15 protein-coding genes are annotated in these 15,627 nt (G+C 57.8%); 10 read left to right on the top strand and 5 right to left on the bottom strand.

From position 1 onward, the window contains the following. The first annotated feature begins 102 nt into the window (after positions 1 to 102). The 4 genes from mtnK to DSD30_RS16260 all read left to right on the top strand — a co-directional run bounded on the left by mtnK (position 103) and on the right by DSD30_RS16260 (position 4,300). The gene (mtnK, locus tag DSD30_RS16275) at positions 103 to 1,362 is read left to right on the top strand and encodes an S-methyl-5-thioribose kinase (RefSeq protein ID WP_114010763.1); all 1,260 of its coding nucleotides are present in this window, start codon (positions 103 to 105) and stop codon (positions 1,360 to 1,362) included. Then, positions 1,359 to 2,459, top strand: a complete 1,101-nt coding sequence (mtnA, locus tag DSD30_RS16270; protein ID WP_114010762.1) for an S-methyl-5-thioribose-1-phosphate isomerase — start codon at positions 1,359 to 1,361, stop codon at positions 2,457 to 2,459. Before mtnK ends, mtnA begins: the two co-directional genes overlap by 4 nt. Before the next feature lie 180 nt (positions 2,460 to 2,639). Then, positions 2,640 to 3,632, top strand: a complete 993-nt coding sequence (locus DSD30_RS16265) for a sugar-binding transcriptional regulator (RefSeq protein ID WP_114010761.1) — start codon at positions 2,640 to 2,642, stop codon at positions 3,630 to 3,632. After that, entirely contained in the window at positions 3,629 to 4,300 is a 672-nt protein-coding gene (locus DSD30_RS16260) for a class II aldolase/adducin family protein (RefSeq protein ID WP_114010760.1), read from the top strand. Before DSD30_RS16265 ends, DSD30_RS16260 begins: the two co-directional genes overlap by 4 nt. A 40-nt stretch (positions 4,301 to 4,340) precedes the next feature. Here DSD30_RS16260 and DSD30_RS16255 read toward each other — a convergent pair whose 3' ends face one another. From DSD30_RS16255 to DSD30_RS16235, 5 genes are read right to left on the bottom strand one after another with little or no spacing between them, the layout of a single operon-like run. Beyond that, entirely contained in the window at positions 4,341 to 5,120 is a 780-nt protein-coding gene (locus tag DSD30_RS16255) for a copper homeostasis protein CutC (RefSeq protein ID WP_114010759.1), read from the bottom strand. Beyond that, the gene (locus DSD30_RS16250) at positions 5,113 to 6,021 is read right to left on the bottom strand and encodes an ROK family protein (protein ID WP_114010758.1); all 909 of its coding nucleotides are present in this window, start codon (positions 6,019 to 6,021) and stop codon (positions 5,113 to 5,115) included. The genes DSD30_RS16255 and DSD30_RS16250 overlap by 8 nt, the downstream gene beginning before the upstream one ends. A gap of 16 nt (positions 6,022 to 6,037) precedes the next feature. Further along, entirely contained in the window at positions 6,038 to 7,198 is a 1,161-nt protein-coding gene (gene nagA, locus DSD30_RS16245; protein WP_114010757.1) for an N-acetylglucosamine-6-phosphate deacetylase, read from the bottom strand. Next, positions 7,195 to 8,214 (bottom strand): SIS domain-containing protein, encoded by a 1,020-nt coding sequence (locus DSD30_RS16240; protein WP_114010756.1) that lies wholly within the window; start codon positions 8,212 to 8,214, stop codon positions 7,195 to 7,197. Before DSD30_RS16240 ends, nagA begins: the two co-directional genes overlap by 4 nt. A 16-nt stretch (positions 8,215 to 8,230) precedes the next feature. Next, positions 8,231 to 8,986 (bottom strand): GntR family transcriptional regulator, encoded by a 756-nt coding sequence (locus DSD30_RS16235; protein WP_114010755.1) that lies wholly within the window; start codon positions 8,984 to 8,986, stop codon positions 8,231 to 8,233. A 278-nt stretch (positions 8,987 to 9,264) separates the two neighbouring features. Here DSD30_RS16235 and DSD30_RS16230 point away from each other — a divergent pair, with 278 nt between their 5' ends. The 6 genes from DSD30_RS16230 (at position 9,265) to DSD30_RS16205 (ending at position 15,496) form a co-directional block, all read left to right on the top strand. Beyond that, positions 9,265 to 10,158 (top strand): N-acetylmuramic acid 6-phosphate etherase, encoded by an 894-nt coding sequence (locus DSD30_RS16230; protein WP_114010754.1) that lies wholly within the window; start codon positions 9,265 to 9,267, stop codon positions 10,156 to 10,158. Between the two features lie 77 nt (positions 10,159 to 10,235). Then, positions 10,236 to 11,489 carry an ABC transporter substrate-binding protein gene (locus DSD30_RS16225; protein ID WP_114010753.1) on the top strand — a complete coding sequence of 418 codons (1,254 nt, stop codon included), beginning with the start codon at positions 10,236 to 10,238 and terminating at the stop codon, positions 11,487 to 11,489. A gap of 232 nt (positions 11,490 to 11,721) precedes the next feature. Continuing rightward, positions 11,722 to 12,636, top strand: coding sequence for a carbohydrate ABC transporter permease (locus tag DSD30_RS16220; protein ID WP_114010752.1), 915 nt, complete (start codon positions 11,722 to 11,724; stop codon positions 12,634 to 12,636). A 12-nt stretch (positions 12,637 to 12,648) separates the two neighbouring features. Continuing rightward, positions 12,649 to 13,491, top strand: a complete 843-nt coding sequence (locus DSD30_RS16215; protein WP_171021897.1) for a carbohydrate ABC transporter permease — start codon at positions 12,649 to 12,651, stop codon at positions 13,489 to 13,491. Beyond that, on the top strand, positions 13,488 to 14,522 hold the full coding sequence (locus tag DSD30_RS16210; protein WP_198662991.1) for a Gfo/Idh/MocA family protein: 1,035 nt from the start codon (positions 13,488 to 13,490) through the stop codon (positions 14,520 to 14,522). Before DSD30_RS16215 ends, DSD30_RS16210 begins: the two co-directional genes overlap by 4 nt. Continuing rightward, entirely contained in the window at positions 14,519 to 15,496 is a 978-nt protein-coding gene (locus DSD30_RS16205; protein ID WP_114010751.1) for an ABC transporter ATP-binding protein, read from the top strand. The genes DSD30_RS16210 and DSD30_RS16205 overlap by 4 nt, the downstream gene beginning before the upstream one ends. Positions 15,497 to 15,627 lie beyond the last annotated feature (131 nt).

The following is a 15,627-nucleotide window of genomic DNA, read 5'->3' as shown; positions in this document are numbered from 1 at the left end:
GCTTCCACGAGCGATTATCAGCACAGATTATTCATTTGTCAACCCACTTGACGTTTGAATAATTTGATGTCAGTGTGAAGCCACCATGGGAGGAACAAAGCCATGTCTGAACATAGTCAATACACACCATTTTCAACCGAAAGCCTGCCCGGTTACCTCGCCGGCGTAGCTGCCATTGCCGACCGACTCGGTGGTGACCAGAGCGCCTGGAAGGTCCGTGAAGTGGGCGACGGAAACCTCAACCTCGTCTTCATTGTGGATGGGGAAATCGAGACCATCATCGTCAAGCAGGCCCTGCCCTATGTCCGCCTTGTCGGCGACAGCTGGCCCTTGCCGCTTTACCGGGCCTTTTTCGAATATCACGCGCTGATCCGTCAGGAAGCCCGTGACCCCGGCTCGGTACCCGAAGTGTTCCATTTCGATGAAACCAACGCCCTGATCGCGATGGAATTCATCAAGCCGCACCTAATTCTGCGCCACAAACTGATCAGGGGTGAAAGGGTTGAGGGTCTTGCCACTTTCCTTGGTAATTTCTGTGCCCGTACGGCCTTCCGCGGATCCGAATTGTCAATGAAGTCTGCGGACAAGAAAGCCGATGTCGGCCTCTTTGCCGGTAATATTGAAATCCCCGCCATCACCGAGGCTCTGGTCTTCACCGATCCCTATTATGACGCGGAAATGAACCACCATACCGATGGTCTTGACCCGGTGGTGGCGCAGCTGCGAGGCAATGCCGAGCTGAAAGCCCGCGCCCAGCGCATGCTGATGAAATTTGCCTCCAACACCGAAACCATGGTGCATGGGGACCTGCATTCCGGGTCGATCATGTCGACCGATAGCGACAGCCGGGTGATTGACCCCGAATTTGTCCAATATGCCCCGATGGGCTTTGACATTGGCATGCTGACCGCCAACTTCCTGATGGCCTATTTCAGCCAACCGGCCCATCGCGGTGCAGAGCTTGATGACTATCAGGAATGGATCCTTTCGGTGATCTCCGATTGTTATCAGCAGTTCGAGGCCGAGTTCATCCATCTCTGGAAGACCGAGCGCACCGGCATGCTCTATCCGAAAAGCCTGTTCGAAGATCAGGGTCACAGTTCGGAAGCGGCCTGTAAGGCTTTGCTCAAAGACATCTGGATCGACGCGCTTGCCATCTGCGGCATCGAAATGCACCGCCGCACCCTGTCCCTCGCCCACAATGCCGACTTTGAAAGCATCGAGGACGTCACGGTTCGTGCCCCACTGGAAGCACGCAACCTGATGATGGGAGCAGAAATCATTCTCAAAGCCGAAACCATCGCCGATCCCACCGCCCTCGTGGCCATGGCACGCGACTTCAACAAGAGGGACATCCTATGAAGGTCAACGGAAAACACTATCGTTCACTCTGGTGGGATGAAAGCACCAACGCGGTCGCGATCATCGATCAGCGCTGGCTGCCCCACGAATTCCGCATCCAGTCCGTGACCACGATGCAAGAATTTGCTGACGCCATCGTCGAAATGCGCGTCCGCGGCGCTCCGCTGATCGGGGCAACGGCTGCCTATGGCATGGCGCTTGCGATGAAGCTCGACCCGTCCGACAAGCATCTCGACGAGGCATGGCATTATCTCGACAAGACCCGTCCAACGGCCATCAACCTGCGCTGGGCGCTCAATCGCTGCAAAGCCCATTTGAGCCCCCTGCCCGAAGCGGATCGTGCGGCGGCTGCTTTGGCATTGGCCCATGAAATCGCCGATGAAGATGTGGAAATCAACCGCCGCATCGGCGAAAATGGCCTCGCCATCATCCGCGAAATCGCTGCCAAAAAGCCAAAGGGTGAACCGGTCCGCATTCTCACCCACTGCAATGCCGGTTGGCTGGCCACTGTGGATTGGGGCACAGCAACCTCACCGATGTATCACGCCTATAATGAAGGCATTCCACTCCATGTCTGGGTCGATGAAACCCGTCCGCGCAATCAGGGCGCCATCACAGCCTGGGAGCTGGGCAGCCATGGTGTGGAGCACAAATATATCGTCGACAATGCCGGCGGCCATTTGATGCAGCATGGTTTGGTAGACATGGTCATTGTCGGGACCGACCGCACCACCCGCCGCGGCGATGTCTGCAACAAGATCGGCACCTATCTCAAGGCGCTCGCCGCCCATGACAATGGCGTGCCCTTCTATGTCGCCCTGCCTTCTCCGACCATTGACTGGACGGTGGATGACGGCGTTGCCGAAATTCCCATCGAGGAACGCAATGCCTTCGAAACCACCCATGTTCAGGGTCAGACGGAAGCAGGTGACATCGGCACAGTGCAAGTCACCCCGATGGGGACTGAGGGCGGCAACCCGGCCTTTGATGTCACACCGAACAGGCTGGTCACCGGATTGATTACGGAACGCGGTGTCTGTGAGGCCACCCCGGAAGGTCTGGCGGCGCTCTTCCCAGACCTGTCCAAGACTGACTGACGCTTCAACCGCACCCGGCCCCGCAGCTTTTTTCCGCGCGCTAAAGGGGCCGGGTGATGGCGCAAATTGCATCCCGAGCCAAATCAGGCTAGAGCGACAAGCGCCTAAAGATCTCACATCCCGGTCCACAAACAAAAAAGGACCAGCCGGGCAGTGAGCCAATTGGGGGGAGAACCGACCATGGCGACAGACAGTTCCAAAGCAAAACCTACCCATTCTCTGACGCGCCGCATTTCAAGGCAGGACGACGCGATCATCGAGGCGACATGGGCCTATTATCATGACGGCCTCAATCAGAATGACATTGCCAAGCGCCTCGGCGTCAGCCGCGCATCCGTTGTCAATTATCTGACCGAAGCCCGCCGCCGTGAATATGTTCGTATCACGCTCGACAGCGAGATCTTTCTCAATCACGAACTGTCTGAACGGCTCAAGGATGCCTATGGCCTGACCGCAGCTTTGGTGGTGCCTTCCGACCCTTCCAGTCCGGCAGGCTCAACCGAGCGCGTCGCCCGCTCCACCGCCGACTGGCTACCCCATTTGCTCGAACCGGGCGACCGGATGGGCGTTGCCTGGGGCGAGACCATCTATCGGGTGGCCGAAATGGCCCCGCATCTATCCATCGAAGACATCACGGTCGTCCAATTGGTCGGCTCTCGCGCTGCTGATCTGGGCTTTGCTGCCGAAGTCTGCTCGGGCACCATCGCCCGCCATTTCGGCGCGCACTGCATCAACCTGCACGTACCGCTCACGGTCTCCAATGCCGAGCTGGCCACCCAGTTGCGCGCCGAGCCCGACATCACAGAACAATTGGCCGCCGTGGCCGACTGCAACAAGGTGCTGTTTGCCTGCGGCACAGTCACCGATACCAGCCACATTGCCCGCACGCGCATTCTCAGCCTCGACAGTCTGGAAAAGCACCGCCAGGAGGGCGCAACCGGCGTCATCTGCGCCCGCCTGATCGATCAGGATGGTACGCCAATCCCGACCGACATTGACGACCGGATGCTCGGCGTCACCCTCGAACAGATGCGCGACAAGGAAATGGGCATTCTGGTTGCCTCCGGCGCAGCAAGGGTGCCCGGTGCACGCGCCGCCATCAAGGGTGGTTATGTCACCCATCTGGCCACCTGTTCCCAAACCGCACAATTATTATTGGAGCAAGAGACGTGACCAACGCTCTCCCGGATACCGTCACCACCCGCCAAGCCATCATCGACGCCTGCCGCTGGATGAATAGCAGCGGCATCAATCAAGGCACCTCAGGCAATATTTCCGTACGCACCGGTGATCGGGGCGACGACATGCTGATCACCCCGTCCGGCGTTCCCTATGCCGACCTCGAACCGGATATGCTCGTCCGCATGCCAATCGACAGCGCCCCCACCGGCAACGAGCCTTTGAAGCCGTCAAGCGAATGGCGCTTCCATCAGGGCCTGTTGCATAGCCGCCCCGACATGGCCGCTGTCGTCCATGCCCACCCGGCCTATGCGTCGGCGCTGGCCATCAATCGCCAGACGATCCCCGCCTGCCATTACATGATTGCGGCCTTTGGCGGCTATGATGTGCCGCTGGCTGGCTATCACCTGTTTGGCAGTATCGAATTGTCCGATGAAGTCAATCGTGTGATGCAGGATCGCCATGGCTGCCTGATGGCCAACCATGGGGCAATTGTTGTCGGCGAAAGCCTGGACAAAGCCCTCTGGCGCCTCGAAGAGCTGGAAAATATCGCCAAGGTCTATTGCCTGAGCAAACAGGTCGGCGATCCGGTCATCCTGTCCAACGCCGAAATGGACGATGTCATATCGGCCTTCGCCAATTATGGCCCTGTGAAAGTCTGATCTCTCCGCAAGCAGCATTGGGGTGAAACTGAGCAGCCATTTACCCCTTATGATTGATTGCAACCTTAAGGGCCGCGACCCTGTCGCGGTCCGTTTTTTTTGCCCCCGCCGCAACAAAGCCGAGCGCCAACTCCCGCGTTGCACCTCCAGCCAACTGACAAGGAGATGAACAAGAGGCATGCAGTTCCTTCATCCCCATAGCCTTGAATAGAGGCGCATTGTCGATTGTCACCCCACCACCGGGCATGATGCCAATCCTGCCGGCAGCCCAATCGATCGACGCCTGCAACTGGTCGCGACCTTCATTCACACAAGGCGCACCGCCAGACGTCAAGATCCGCTCGATCCCAAGAGATATGGCCTCTTCAATGGCAGCTTCAGGGTCGGCAAGTAGATCAAACACCCGATGCAGGGTCACTCCCATGCCCTCTGCCGCCTCAACCATCCGCGCCAAGGCGTCCAGATCGAGCGTCAGATCCAGACGCGCCGCCCCGATCACCACCCCCGCAAGACCAGCATCGCGAGCGGAGCGAATGTCGGCGCACATCAAGGCGATCTCTTCAGCGGAAAAACAGAAGTTCCCGGCCCGGGGCCGGATCATGCCATAGACAGGCACGGGGGAGTGCGTCGCCGCATGGGCCATGAACCCTGCCGATGGTGTCAGGCCACCCACTGCCAGAGAAGAACAAAGCTCGATCCGGTCCGCCCCGCCAGCCAAAGCGGCCTCAAGCCCTTCGACATTATCGACACAGACTTCCAGCAAGACATCGGCTGACCCGGCTTGACCCTCTTGGAACTGGCGATGATCGTCCTTAGCCATCAAACCGACTGCCAAGAATTGCAGCCCCCAGAATGCCCGGCTCAATCCGGTTTTCGGCCGGAACAACGATATGCTCAAGGCCATGCAACAAAATACGCTGCCGCACCATCGCGTCAATGGCTGCGATCAGCGCGGTCGCATTGGACAAACCGCCACCGACCGGCACAATCGACGCCCCTGTCACATTGATCACAAGTGCCAACGGCCCGGAGATCAGGTCCACATAGACAGCTATGGTCTTGCTGGCCGCAGCGTCATCAGCCTCCCAAGCCGCAACAATCTGTTCTGCGGAGAGACAGGTGCCGGTCAGATGCTTGTGGATCTTTTCCAGCCCCCGTGCACTACAGGTGGCATCAATGCAGCCTTTCAGACCACAGCCACATTCAAAACGCGGCAAGTGAATAGGCGGATCGCCCACTTCGGTTGCCGCTACGGGACCATGGCCCCACTCTCCGGCATACCCGCCGCGGCGATTGACCAACTGTCCGTCGATCACCAGACCACCTCCAACCCCGGTACCCAAAATGACCCCAAAGACGACTTCATGCCCCTTGGCCGATCCAAGCTCGGCCTCGGCCAGCGCAAAACAGTCGGCATCATTGGCAATGATCACCGGCAGGCCAAGGGCTGCCTGCAGATCGGCCTGCATTGGACGTCGATGCAAGCAGGGAATGTTGGCAACAACCGCCAGACCACTAGCAGGATCAATGATCCCGGCAATTGAAATGGATATGCAGCGCGGTCTTTCCGGCGCCAACGCGATCACGCTGCGCAACGCAGCCACAAAGGACTCAAAACAATGGCCCGGTGTCGGGATACGCGGCACGATTTCCAGCGATCGTGGGTCGGCACCAAATGCACCCTTGATAGAGGTGCCGCCGATATCGAAACAGACAATCATTCAAGCGCCCTCACTGTCAGGTGCGGGAAAAGCAGCACTGCCCGCCAATCCAGGTGGAATGCAGTGACAGATCAGCCCCCATCAGCACAAAGTCGGCATCCGCCCCGGTGCGCAAGTGCCCCTTGTTAGCGGCACCAATGGCCTGCGAGGGATAGAGCGACGCCATTTTCAGCACATCAGCCAAGGACAAGGACAATCTCTCATGGGCCAGCTTGATCATCGACAGCATGTCGATATCAGCCCCGGCCAACGTGCCATCGGCCAAGGTCAGTCGCCCGTCGCGGCGATAGATGGTCCGGCCCCCAAGAATGAATTCGGTCGCATCGGTACCTGTGGGCGACATGGCATCGGTGACAAAGAAAATACGCCCTGCCCCCTGCTTGGCCCGCAAGGCTATCGCCATGGAAAGCGGATCGACATGAACGCAATCGGCAATCAAGCCGCACCAGACCGTGTCACTGGTCAGCGCCGCCCCCACCACACCGGGTTCGCGATTGCCCATCTGGCTCATGGCATTGAACAGATGGGTCACCATCGACGCCCCTGCCTCGAAATAAGCCTTGGCATCCGCCGCCTTGCAATCGGTATGGCCAACACTGACCTTCCAGCCCGCCGCCACCAGAGCCTTTACCTGATCCAACGTGACATTTTCCGGCGCGACCGTCGTCATGGCCTGCCCAAAGGTGCCAACTGCCTTGGTCAGCGCCGCCAGATCAGCGTCATCCATTGGCCGAATAAAATCTTCCACATGGGCCCCTTTGCGAGATCGCGACAAATGCGGCCCTTCCAGATGCAACCCCAGAAAGCCCGGCACCTTGGCACGCTTGGCCTCGGCACCGGCTGCAAGCACCGCATCGCGCACCTCTGGCGCGTCGGTGATCAGCGTCGGTAAAACAGACGTGGTACCAAAGCGGGCATTGGCCGAGCAAATGGTCTCGATGGCATCCTTGGTGGGCGTGTCATTGAGCAATGCCCCGCCGCCGCCATTGACCTGTAGATCGACAAAGCCCGGCACCAGAAGATCGCTCACATGATCGTGCAAAGCATAACCATCCGGCACATCAGAGAGGGACGCAAGCCCTGCAACCGATCCATTCCGGACCAACAGGGCAACATCGTCATGAAAATGTTCGCCATCAAACAGGTGCTTGGCGGAATAGGCAACGGAACCGGTCATCGCGTCACCGTCACTTTCTTCAGCGCTGCAGGCTTGTCCGGATCAAGGCCACGATGCCGCGACAATTGCTCGACAAAGCGATAGAAAGGCACGATCAATGTCAGGGCGTCGGTCAGCGGGTGACCGGTAACGACAAAGGGCAACCGCACTGCGTCGCCTGCATGGTTCGATGAAATGTAGCAATGGGGATTCTTCGCCACCACTCCATTGACGATCTCGACAATCGAGTTTTCAGCAGCATCCCGCGCCGCAAAGGCGATAACCGGAAAGTCCCGATCCACCAGCGACACGGGCCCATGCAACATTTCGGCCGACGAATAGGCCTCCGCATGCAGTTCGCAGGTTTCTTTGCATTTGAGCGCGGCCTCGGCCGCAATCGCCATGGTCGGCCCACGGCCCAGCATATAGAGCGAATTGGCCTTGGCGACCGGCTCGATCATCTCTGACCAGTCAATCGACAAGGCGGTGTTGAGATGCTCTGGCAGACGCGCCAGTGCATTCTTCAACGTGTAATCCTCAGCCCATCCGGCGAGGATCGCCAGCCCGGCGACGATCGAGTTGACATAAGACTTGGTGGCGGCAACCGCCTGTTCTTCTCCGGCTTTGATGTCGACCGCCAGTTCGCATTGATTGGCCAGATCGGATGGCAGCGTGTTGACCAGAGCCGCCGTCAGCGCCCCGCCTTCTCGCGCCGCCTTGGCCATCGCCACGATATCAGCACTCGCCCCGGACTGGGAAATGGCAAACACGGCCGCGCTGTCCATCTTCATTTTGGCGCCATAGATCGAGGCAATCGACGGCCCTTGCGAGGCAACGGGCAGGCCCATCACCAGCTCGATGGCATATTTCATGAAATAGGCAGCATGATCGGACGAGCCGCGGGCAATGGTCACCACGACCTTGGGATCACGCGCACGCAGGGCAGCCGCGACCGGGTCAATGCTGTCCGGCACGCTCTTTAGCAGTCGCTCCACGGCTACAGGGATTTCTTCGGTTTCTTCCCGCATCTTCGTCATTGGGCACTGCCTTCTGTCATTGTGAAAAACTCATTTCGGCGACAAAGTCATAAGCGTCGCCACGATAGATGGATTTGGTCAACTCGATCGCCCGACCGCTTTGCAGATAGGAAATGCGCCGAATGCTCAGCCCCGCCATCCCCACCGGCACACCGAGCAACTCGGCCTCGCGCGCCTCCAGATTGATCGCAGAAATCTTCTGCACCGCCCGCACCGGACGATTGCCGTCCCGGTCCAGCTGATCATACAGTGACGTTGTGACCTTGGAGGGGTCCGACAGGATATCGACCGGCAGAACCGCACATTCCAAGGCCATCGGCTGGCCATTGGCTTCCCGCAGCCGATTGAGGCAGGCAATCGAGACGCCCCCGGACAATCCCAGCGTGAACATCTCATCCGGCGATGGCCTGCGCACTTCGCGTTCCAGCCAGATCGACGAGGTTTCAAAGCCCCGCGCCATCATGTCTTCGGTAAAGGAGGTGAGATGGGACAAAGATTGCTCAAGTTTGCCCGGCTGCTGACGCACGAAGGAACCGGAGCCATGACGTTGCTCGACAATCCCCTTCTTGACCAGTTCCTGAATGCCCTTGCGCACGGTGACCCGCGACAGATCGGTCAGATCCGCGATTTCCCGCTCGGCAGGCAGTGAATGGTCAGGCAGCAACAACCCCATGGCAATGGCCTGCTCAATCCGCCGGGACAGCAGCACATAGAGAGGCCCAGCCTTCTTACTCAACCAGTCCCCCGCTCGCAGATAATCTTCCACTGTCATCAAGGCATGCCTCACAGTTCTGATTGCGCCTCTCTTCAGGCTCCCTCGCATCCAGATCAGAATGCCAAAAGCGCGGTCAGCGCAAAAACCCTCCAAAACAATTCCAATCCTATTCAGTCATACAGGACCAGACGGAATAAAGAAAGACCAAAATAAGACCAAATATATCAATAAGCAAAAATTTTTCGCACAAGCCTAGATATTATGCAAACTTTAGAGGTGGACAGATGGTATTTAAAAGGTATTATATTGGAGAGCACTGTCAGGAGGAGTAAGCAGTGGACCTTGTCACCGAAACACGCCACAGAAGCGCAATCGGCCTGGAAATCCAGCCCCCGCTGGACATTGCGACGATTCTTGCCAATGGCCAGATAGAGGCAGCCAAGGCGATTGAAGCGGCAAAGCCCGCCATCTGCGACGGATCCGCTGCAATGGCCCGTCAGTTCCTAGCCGGTGGAAAGCTGATTTACGCCGCAGCAGGCTCGTCCGGGCTGATGGCATTGGCAGATGCCTCCGAGCTTGGCGGCACCTTTGGCATCGATTCAGCCAAGATCCGCATTCTGATGGCTGGCGGCATCCCCACCAATGGCGACATGCCCGGCAACACCGAAGATGACAGCTCCAGCCTGACGCAAGCCTTGTCTGATCTGTCCGACCGGGACTGCCTGATCGCGATTTCTGCCAGCGGCAGCACCCCTTACACTTTGGAAGCGGCACATATTGCCAAGAATGCTAGCACCTACGTGATTGGCATCGCCAACAATCCAGGCTCTCCGCTGCTTGGCCTGAGCGACTGTCCGATCCTGTTGCCGACCCCTCCGGAAGTGATTTCCGGATCGACCCGCATGGGTGCAGCGACCGCCCAGAAAATGGCACTCAACATGCTTTCCACCATGATGGCGATCCATTTGGGCCATGTTCATGACGGCATGATGATCAATTTGAAGGCAGACAATAACAAACTGCGCCAGCGGGCAAGAATCATCGTCCAAACCATTGCCCAGACATCCGAGGATGACGCCACCAACGCCCTTGAAACAGCACAGGGCAATGTCAAACAGGCCATTCTTCTGTGCGCCGGCATCAGCGACAAGGCGGAGGCCGAGGCGCTTCTCAGCCGTCACGACGACCATTTGCGTGCAGCGCTCAATGCGCTCGCCGCCAAGGACTAGAACCAGCACCATAACAAGAAAAGCAACTTGCCCATTCCACTTGCAACCAAGCAACACAACATACAGAGAGGTTCAACGTGAACACCAAATTGACAACTGCAGTCCTTCTCGCAGCCACCGTGCTGAGCAGCGCTGCCTATGCCGCCGACGCTACCCTCACCATCGAGAGCTGGCGCAATGACGACCTGACTCTCTGGCAGGACAAGATCATTCCAGCCTTTGAAGCCAAGCATCCAGGTATCAAAGTCAAGTTCACCCCATCGGCTCCAACCGAATATAACGCGGTGCTGAACTCCAAGCTTGATGCAGGCTCTGCTGGTGACATCATCACCTGCCGTCCATTCGATGCCTCGCTGGCTCTATATGATGCCGGTCATCTGGCAAAACTCGACGACATGGACGCCATGAACAACTTCTCCGACGTTGCCAAATCCGCTTGGCAGACGGACGATGGTTCTGCAACCTTCTGCGTACCGATGGCTTCCGTGATCCACGGCTTCATCTACAATAAAGACGCCTTCGACGAGCTGGGCCTCAAAGCCCCGGAAACCGAAGACGAATTCTTCGCAGCCCTTGAGAAAATCAAGGAAGACGGCAGCTATATTCCGATGGCCATGGGCACCAATGACCAGTGGGAAGCGGCCACCATGGGCTACAACAATATTGGTCCAAACTACTGGAAAGGCGAAGAAGGCCGTCTGGCTCTGATCAAGGGCGAGCAGAAGCTGACCGACCCGCAGTGGGTTGAGCCATATGCGACGCTGGCCAAATGGGCCCCATATCTCGGCGACGGCTTTGAAGCCCAGACCTATCCGGACAGCCAGAACCTCTTCACCCTTGGCCGCGCCGCTGTTTATCCAGCAGGCTCTTGGGAAATTTCCGGCTTCAACGCACAGGCTGACTTCAAGATGGGTGCCTTCATGCCACCGGTCAAAAAGGCTGGCGACAAATGTTATATTTCCGACCACACCGATATCGGCATTGGCATGAATGCCAAAACCCCGAATCCAGAAGCCGCCAAAACCTTCCTGAGCTGGGTGGCTTCGCCTGAATTTGCTGAAATCTTCGGCAACGCTCTGCCGGGCTTCTTCCCGCTGTCGAAAACCCCTGTCGAGCTGAGCGATCCGCTCGCCAAGGAATTTGTCAGCTGGCGCGGCAAGTGCGAAAGCACCATTCGTTCCACCTACCAGATCCTGTCCCGCGGCACACCAAACCTCGAAAACGAGACCTGGGGTGCATCAGCCGCCGCCATCAAGGGTACCGCGACCCCTGAAGAGCTTGGCAAGAAACTGCAGGATGGTCTGGCCAGCTGGTACAAACCGCAAATGTAAGACCAACGGGCAAGCGGCGCACCGCGTCGCTTGCCTCACATAGCCTGTCGGTAGCCCTCGGGCTGCGGACAGGATCGGCCCGGCCTTGAACGGCCCTCGCCCAACCTGCGATGTCCGCACCCGTCAAGCCTAAAGGCACCGAGACGACATCAAGCTGGGTGCGAGCAACAGACTGACTTTCAAGCCTCATCGGACCGGGAAAGCGCGAGAGGCTTCGAAACTGGAGAATGTGATGCAAGCGCCCCGCTTTCGATGGCACATCGTCGTGTTTTTGGCACCAGCCGTGCTGGTCTATACTGCGGTCATGATCTTTCCGCTCTTCAACACCCTGCGCCTCGCTCTTTATAGCGAGATCGATCATGTGCGCACCTATGTCGGATTCGCCAATTTCGAACGTCTGTTCGGCAACTCGATCTGGTCCGAGCAATTCTGGAACGCGCTGGGGAACAATTTCTGGTTCTTCTTCATTCATATGCTGGTCCAGAACCCGATTGGTGTCGCACTGGCAGCGATCCTGTCCCATCCGCGCTTGCGCTTTGCGGCGCTTTATCGGTCTGCCATCTTCATTCCAACCATTCTGAGCTTCGTGATTGTCGGCTTTGCATGGAAGCTGATCCTGTCGCCCATCTGGGGCATCGCCCCCAATATGCTCGATGCGATTGGCCTGAAGGCCCTCTTTGCCCCGTGGCTGGGCAAGGAAGCCTATGCCCTGACCGCCCTGTCACTGGTCTCGGTCTGGCAGTTTGTCGGCATCCCGATGATGTTGATCTATGCTGCTTTGCTGTCGATCCCCGAGGAAGTGCTTGAAGCGGGTGAAATTGACGGCATCACCGGCATTTCCGCCTTCTGGAAAATCAAGCTGCCGCTGATCCTGCCCTCCATCGGCATCATTTCCATTCTCACCTTCGTGGGCAATTTCAACGCCTTCGACCTGATCTATACCGCGCAGGGGGCCCTTGCCGGTCCGGACTTCTCGACCGACATTCTGGGCACCTTCATGTATCGCACCTTCTTCGGCTTCCAGCTGCAATTGGGTGACCCGCATATGGGCTCGGCCATTGCTGGTTCCATGTTCGCGATCATTCTCATTGGCGTCTGCATCTATTTGTTCGGCATTCAGACGCGCCTGCGCCGTTATCAAATGTAGAAGGAGGCAGACATGGAAAATACAGCCCGTACCAACCGCTTCAATGCGCTGGCTATGCATGGCGCTCTGGGTCTTTACACCCTGATCGCCCTGTTCCCGGTCTTCGTCATCCTGATCAACAGCTTCAAAACCCGCAAAGCCATCTTTCGTGAGCCTTTGGCCCTGCCCAATGCGGACAGCTTCTCGCTGATCGGCTATGAAACCGTGATGAAACAAGGGGATTTCTTCCTCTATTTCCAGAATAGCTTCATCGTCACTGTGGCCTCCCTGTTCTTCATCCTGTTGTTCGGAGCCATGGCCGCCTTTGCGCTGAGTGAATATCGCTTCAAGGGCAACACCTTGATGGGGCTTTATCTGGCCCTTGGCATCATGATCCCAATCCGCATTGGCACCGTTGCCATTCTGGAAATGATGGTCGCCACCGGCCTTGTGAACACCCTCTGGGCGCTCATTCTGGTCTATACAGCCCAAGGCCTGCCGCTGGCGGTCTTCATCCTCAGCGAATTCATGAAGCAGGTTTCCAATGACCTCAAAGACGCTGCCCGCGTCGATGGCCTCAATGAATATGTGATCTTCGGGCGCATCGTCGTGCCTTTGGTCCGTCCAGCCATGGCCACGGTCGCGGTGTTCAACATGATCCCGATTTGGAACGACCTGTGGTTCCCGCTGATCCTCGCTCCGGCCGAGGAAACCAAAACCCTGACCCTTGGCAGTCAGGTCTTTATCGGCCAGTTCGTCACCGACTGGAATGCGGTTCTCTCCGCTCTGTCGATGGCCATCCTGCCGGTCCTCATCCTTTACGTCATCTTCTCCCGCCAGCTCATTCGCGGCATCACTTCAGGAGCGGTGAAATGATCAGAACCCTGATTGCAGGCCTCGGCAATATGGGCTTTTCCCATGCCCTCGCCCACCATCATCATCCAGAGTCCGAGATTGTCGGCCTCGTTGCCCGAACGCAAAGCGCCAAAAAGGACGAATTGGCCGCCTATCCCTTCTTCACCGACTTTCATCAAGCGCTGAGCGAGACCAAGCCTGACCTCGTGGTGATCGCCACCTATACCGACACCCATGTGGATTTTGCCTGCGCCGCCATGGAAGCCGGGGCCCATGTGTTCGTCGAAAAGCCCCTTGCCATGAGCGTGGCGGATGCCGAACGGGTGGTCGCCACCGCCAAACGCACCAACCGCAAGCTGGTGGTTGGCTATATCCTGCGGCATCACCCCTCATGGATCCGCTTTGTGGCCGAAGCCCGTGCGCTGGGTGGACCTTATGTCTTCCGCCTCAATCTCAACCAGCAATCAAGCGGCGCTGAATGGGAAACCCACAAAGCCCTGATGCAAACCACCAGCCCTCTTGTCGATTGCGGCGTCCATTATGTCGACGCGATGTGTCAGATCACCGATGCCAAGCCTGTCAGCGTCAATGGCATGGGCTTGCGCCTGTCCGATGAGATCGCCGAGGACATGTATAATTATGGCCAACTACAAGTCATCTTCGCCGATGGCTCGGTCGGCTGGTATGAGGCAGGCTGGGGGCCGATGATGTCCGAGACCGCCTTTTTCGTCAAAGACATCGTCTCGCCCAATGGCTCGGTTTCGATCACCGATGGCAACAAGGGCGCATCGGCCGACATTGATGGCCACACCAAGGTTGGCGGCATTCTGGTTCACAAACCGGACGGCGACCGGACCATCGATCTGGCAGGAGAGCCCGGCCATAACGAGCTTTGCGCCAACGAGCAGGATTTCATCCTGCGCGCCATCAAAGACGATATCGATCTGGAACGACATATGCAGGATGCAGTGCAATCGCTGGCCATTTGCCTTGCCGCCGACCAGAGCATCCGCACCGGCAAACCTGTAATGCTTGAGGAGGCAACGCTGTGACTGCGCTGACCCTGAAAAATGTGTGCAAGGCCTTTGGCAAGACCGAGGTCCTGAAAGACATAAATATCGACGTCGAGGATGGCGAGTTCGTCGTTTTCGTCGGCCCTTCCGGCTGTGGCAAGTCCACCCTGCTGCGGGTCATTGCGGGCCTTGAAGATGCCTCATCGGGAGAAGTCTCTATTGGCGGCGAAGTCGTCAACAGCGTGCCGCCTTCCAAACGCGGTATCGCCATGGTGTTCCAGTCCTACGCCCTCTACCCCCACCTCAATGTCGCCAACAACATGTCGCTGGCCTTGAAGCAGGAAGGCGTACCGAAGGATCAGATTACCGCCCGCGTCAATGAAGCCTCGCGGATGCTCAAACTGGATGACTATCTCAGCCGCTATCCGTCCGAATTGTCCGGCGGCCAGCGCCAGCGCGTCGCCATTGGCCGGGCCATCGTCCGCAAGCCCAAGCTGTTCCTGCTCGATGAGCCTTTGTCGAACCTCGACGCAGCACTGCGCATGAATACCCGCATCGAAATCGCCAATCTGCACAAACAGCTCAATGCCTCGATGATCTATGTGACCCACGACCAGACCGAGGCCATGACCTTGGCTGACAAGATCGTCGTGCTGCGTGATGGCCGGGTCGAGCAAATCGGCAGCCCGATGGATCTGTATAACAATCCGGCCAACAAGTTCGTTGCCGGATTCCTTGGCTCGCCTTCGATGAATTTCCTGCCCGCCTCGCTGCTTGAGGAGGGCGACCGCCGCACCATTGGGCTGCGCCCGGAAGACCTTTATCTCGCAGACGATGGCCCGCTGAGCGCAGATGTGCAGCATGTTGAGCATCTGGGAGGCGACACCAATGTCATCTCCAAGATTGCCAACATCGACTCCACCATACGCCTGTTTGGCCAGCATGACATCAACCCCGGCCAGCAATTGAAACTGGGCTTTGATCCCGCAAAACTGCACTATTTCGACGACTAGCAGCAACGGGCTGCCATCAAGACACAACAACATCAAGGCCGACGGGACATCTTGTCGGCCTTGATGCATTGTAGGCCCTCGCATTGCTGCTACAGATGTCCAATGTGACAAGGTGCTCGAGACAAGGCGTC

Source organism: Cohaesibacter intestini, from assembly GCF_003324485.1.
Taxonomy (GTDB): domain Bacteria; phylum Pseudomonadota; class Alphaproteobacteria; order Rhizobiales; family Cohaesibacteraceae; genus Cohaesibacter; species Cohaesibacter intestini.
Note: the sequence above shows the minus strand (reverse complement) of the source record. Positions and strands in the feature narration are given on the sequence as shown.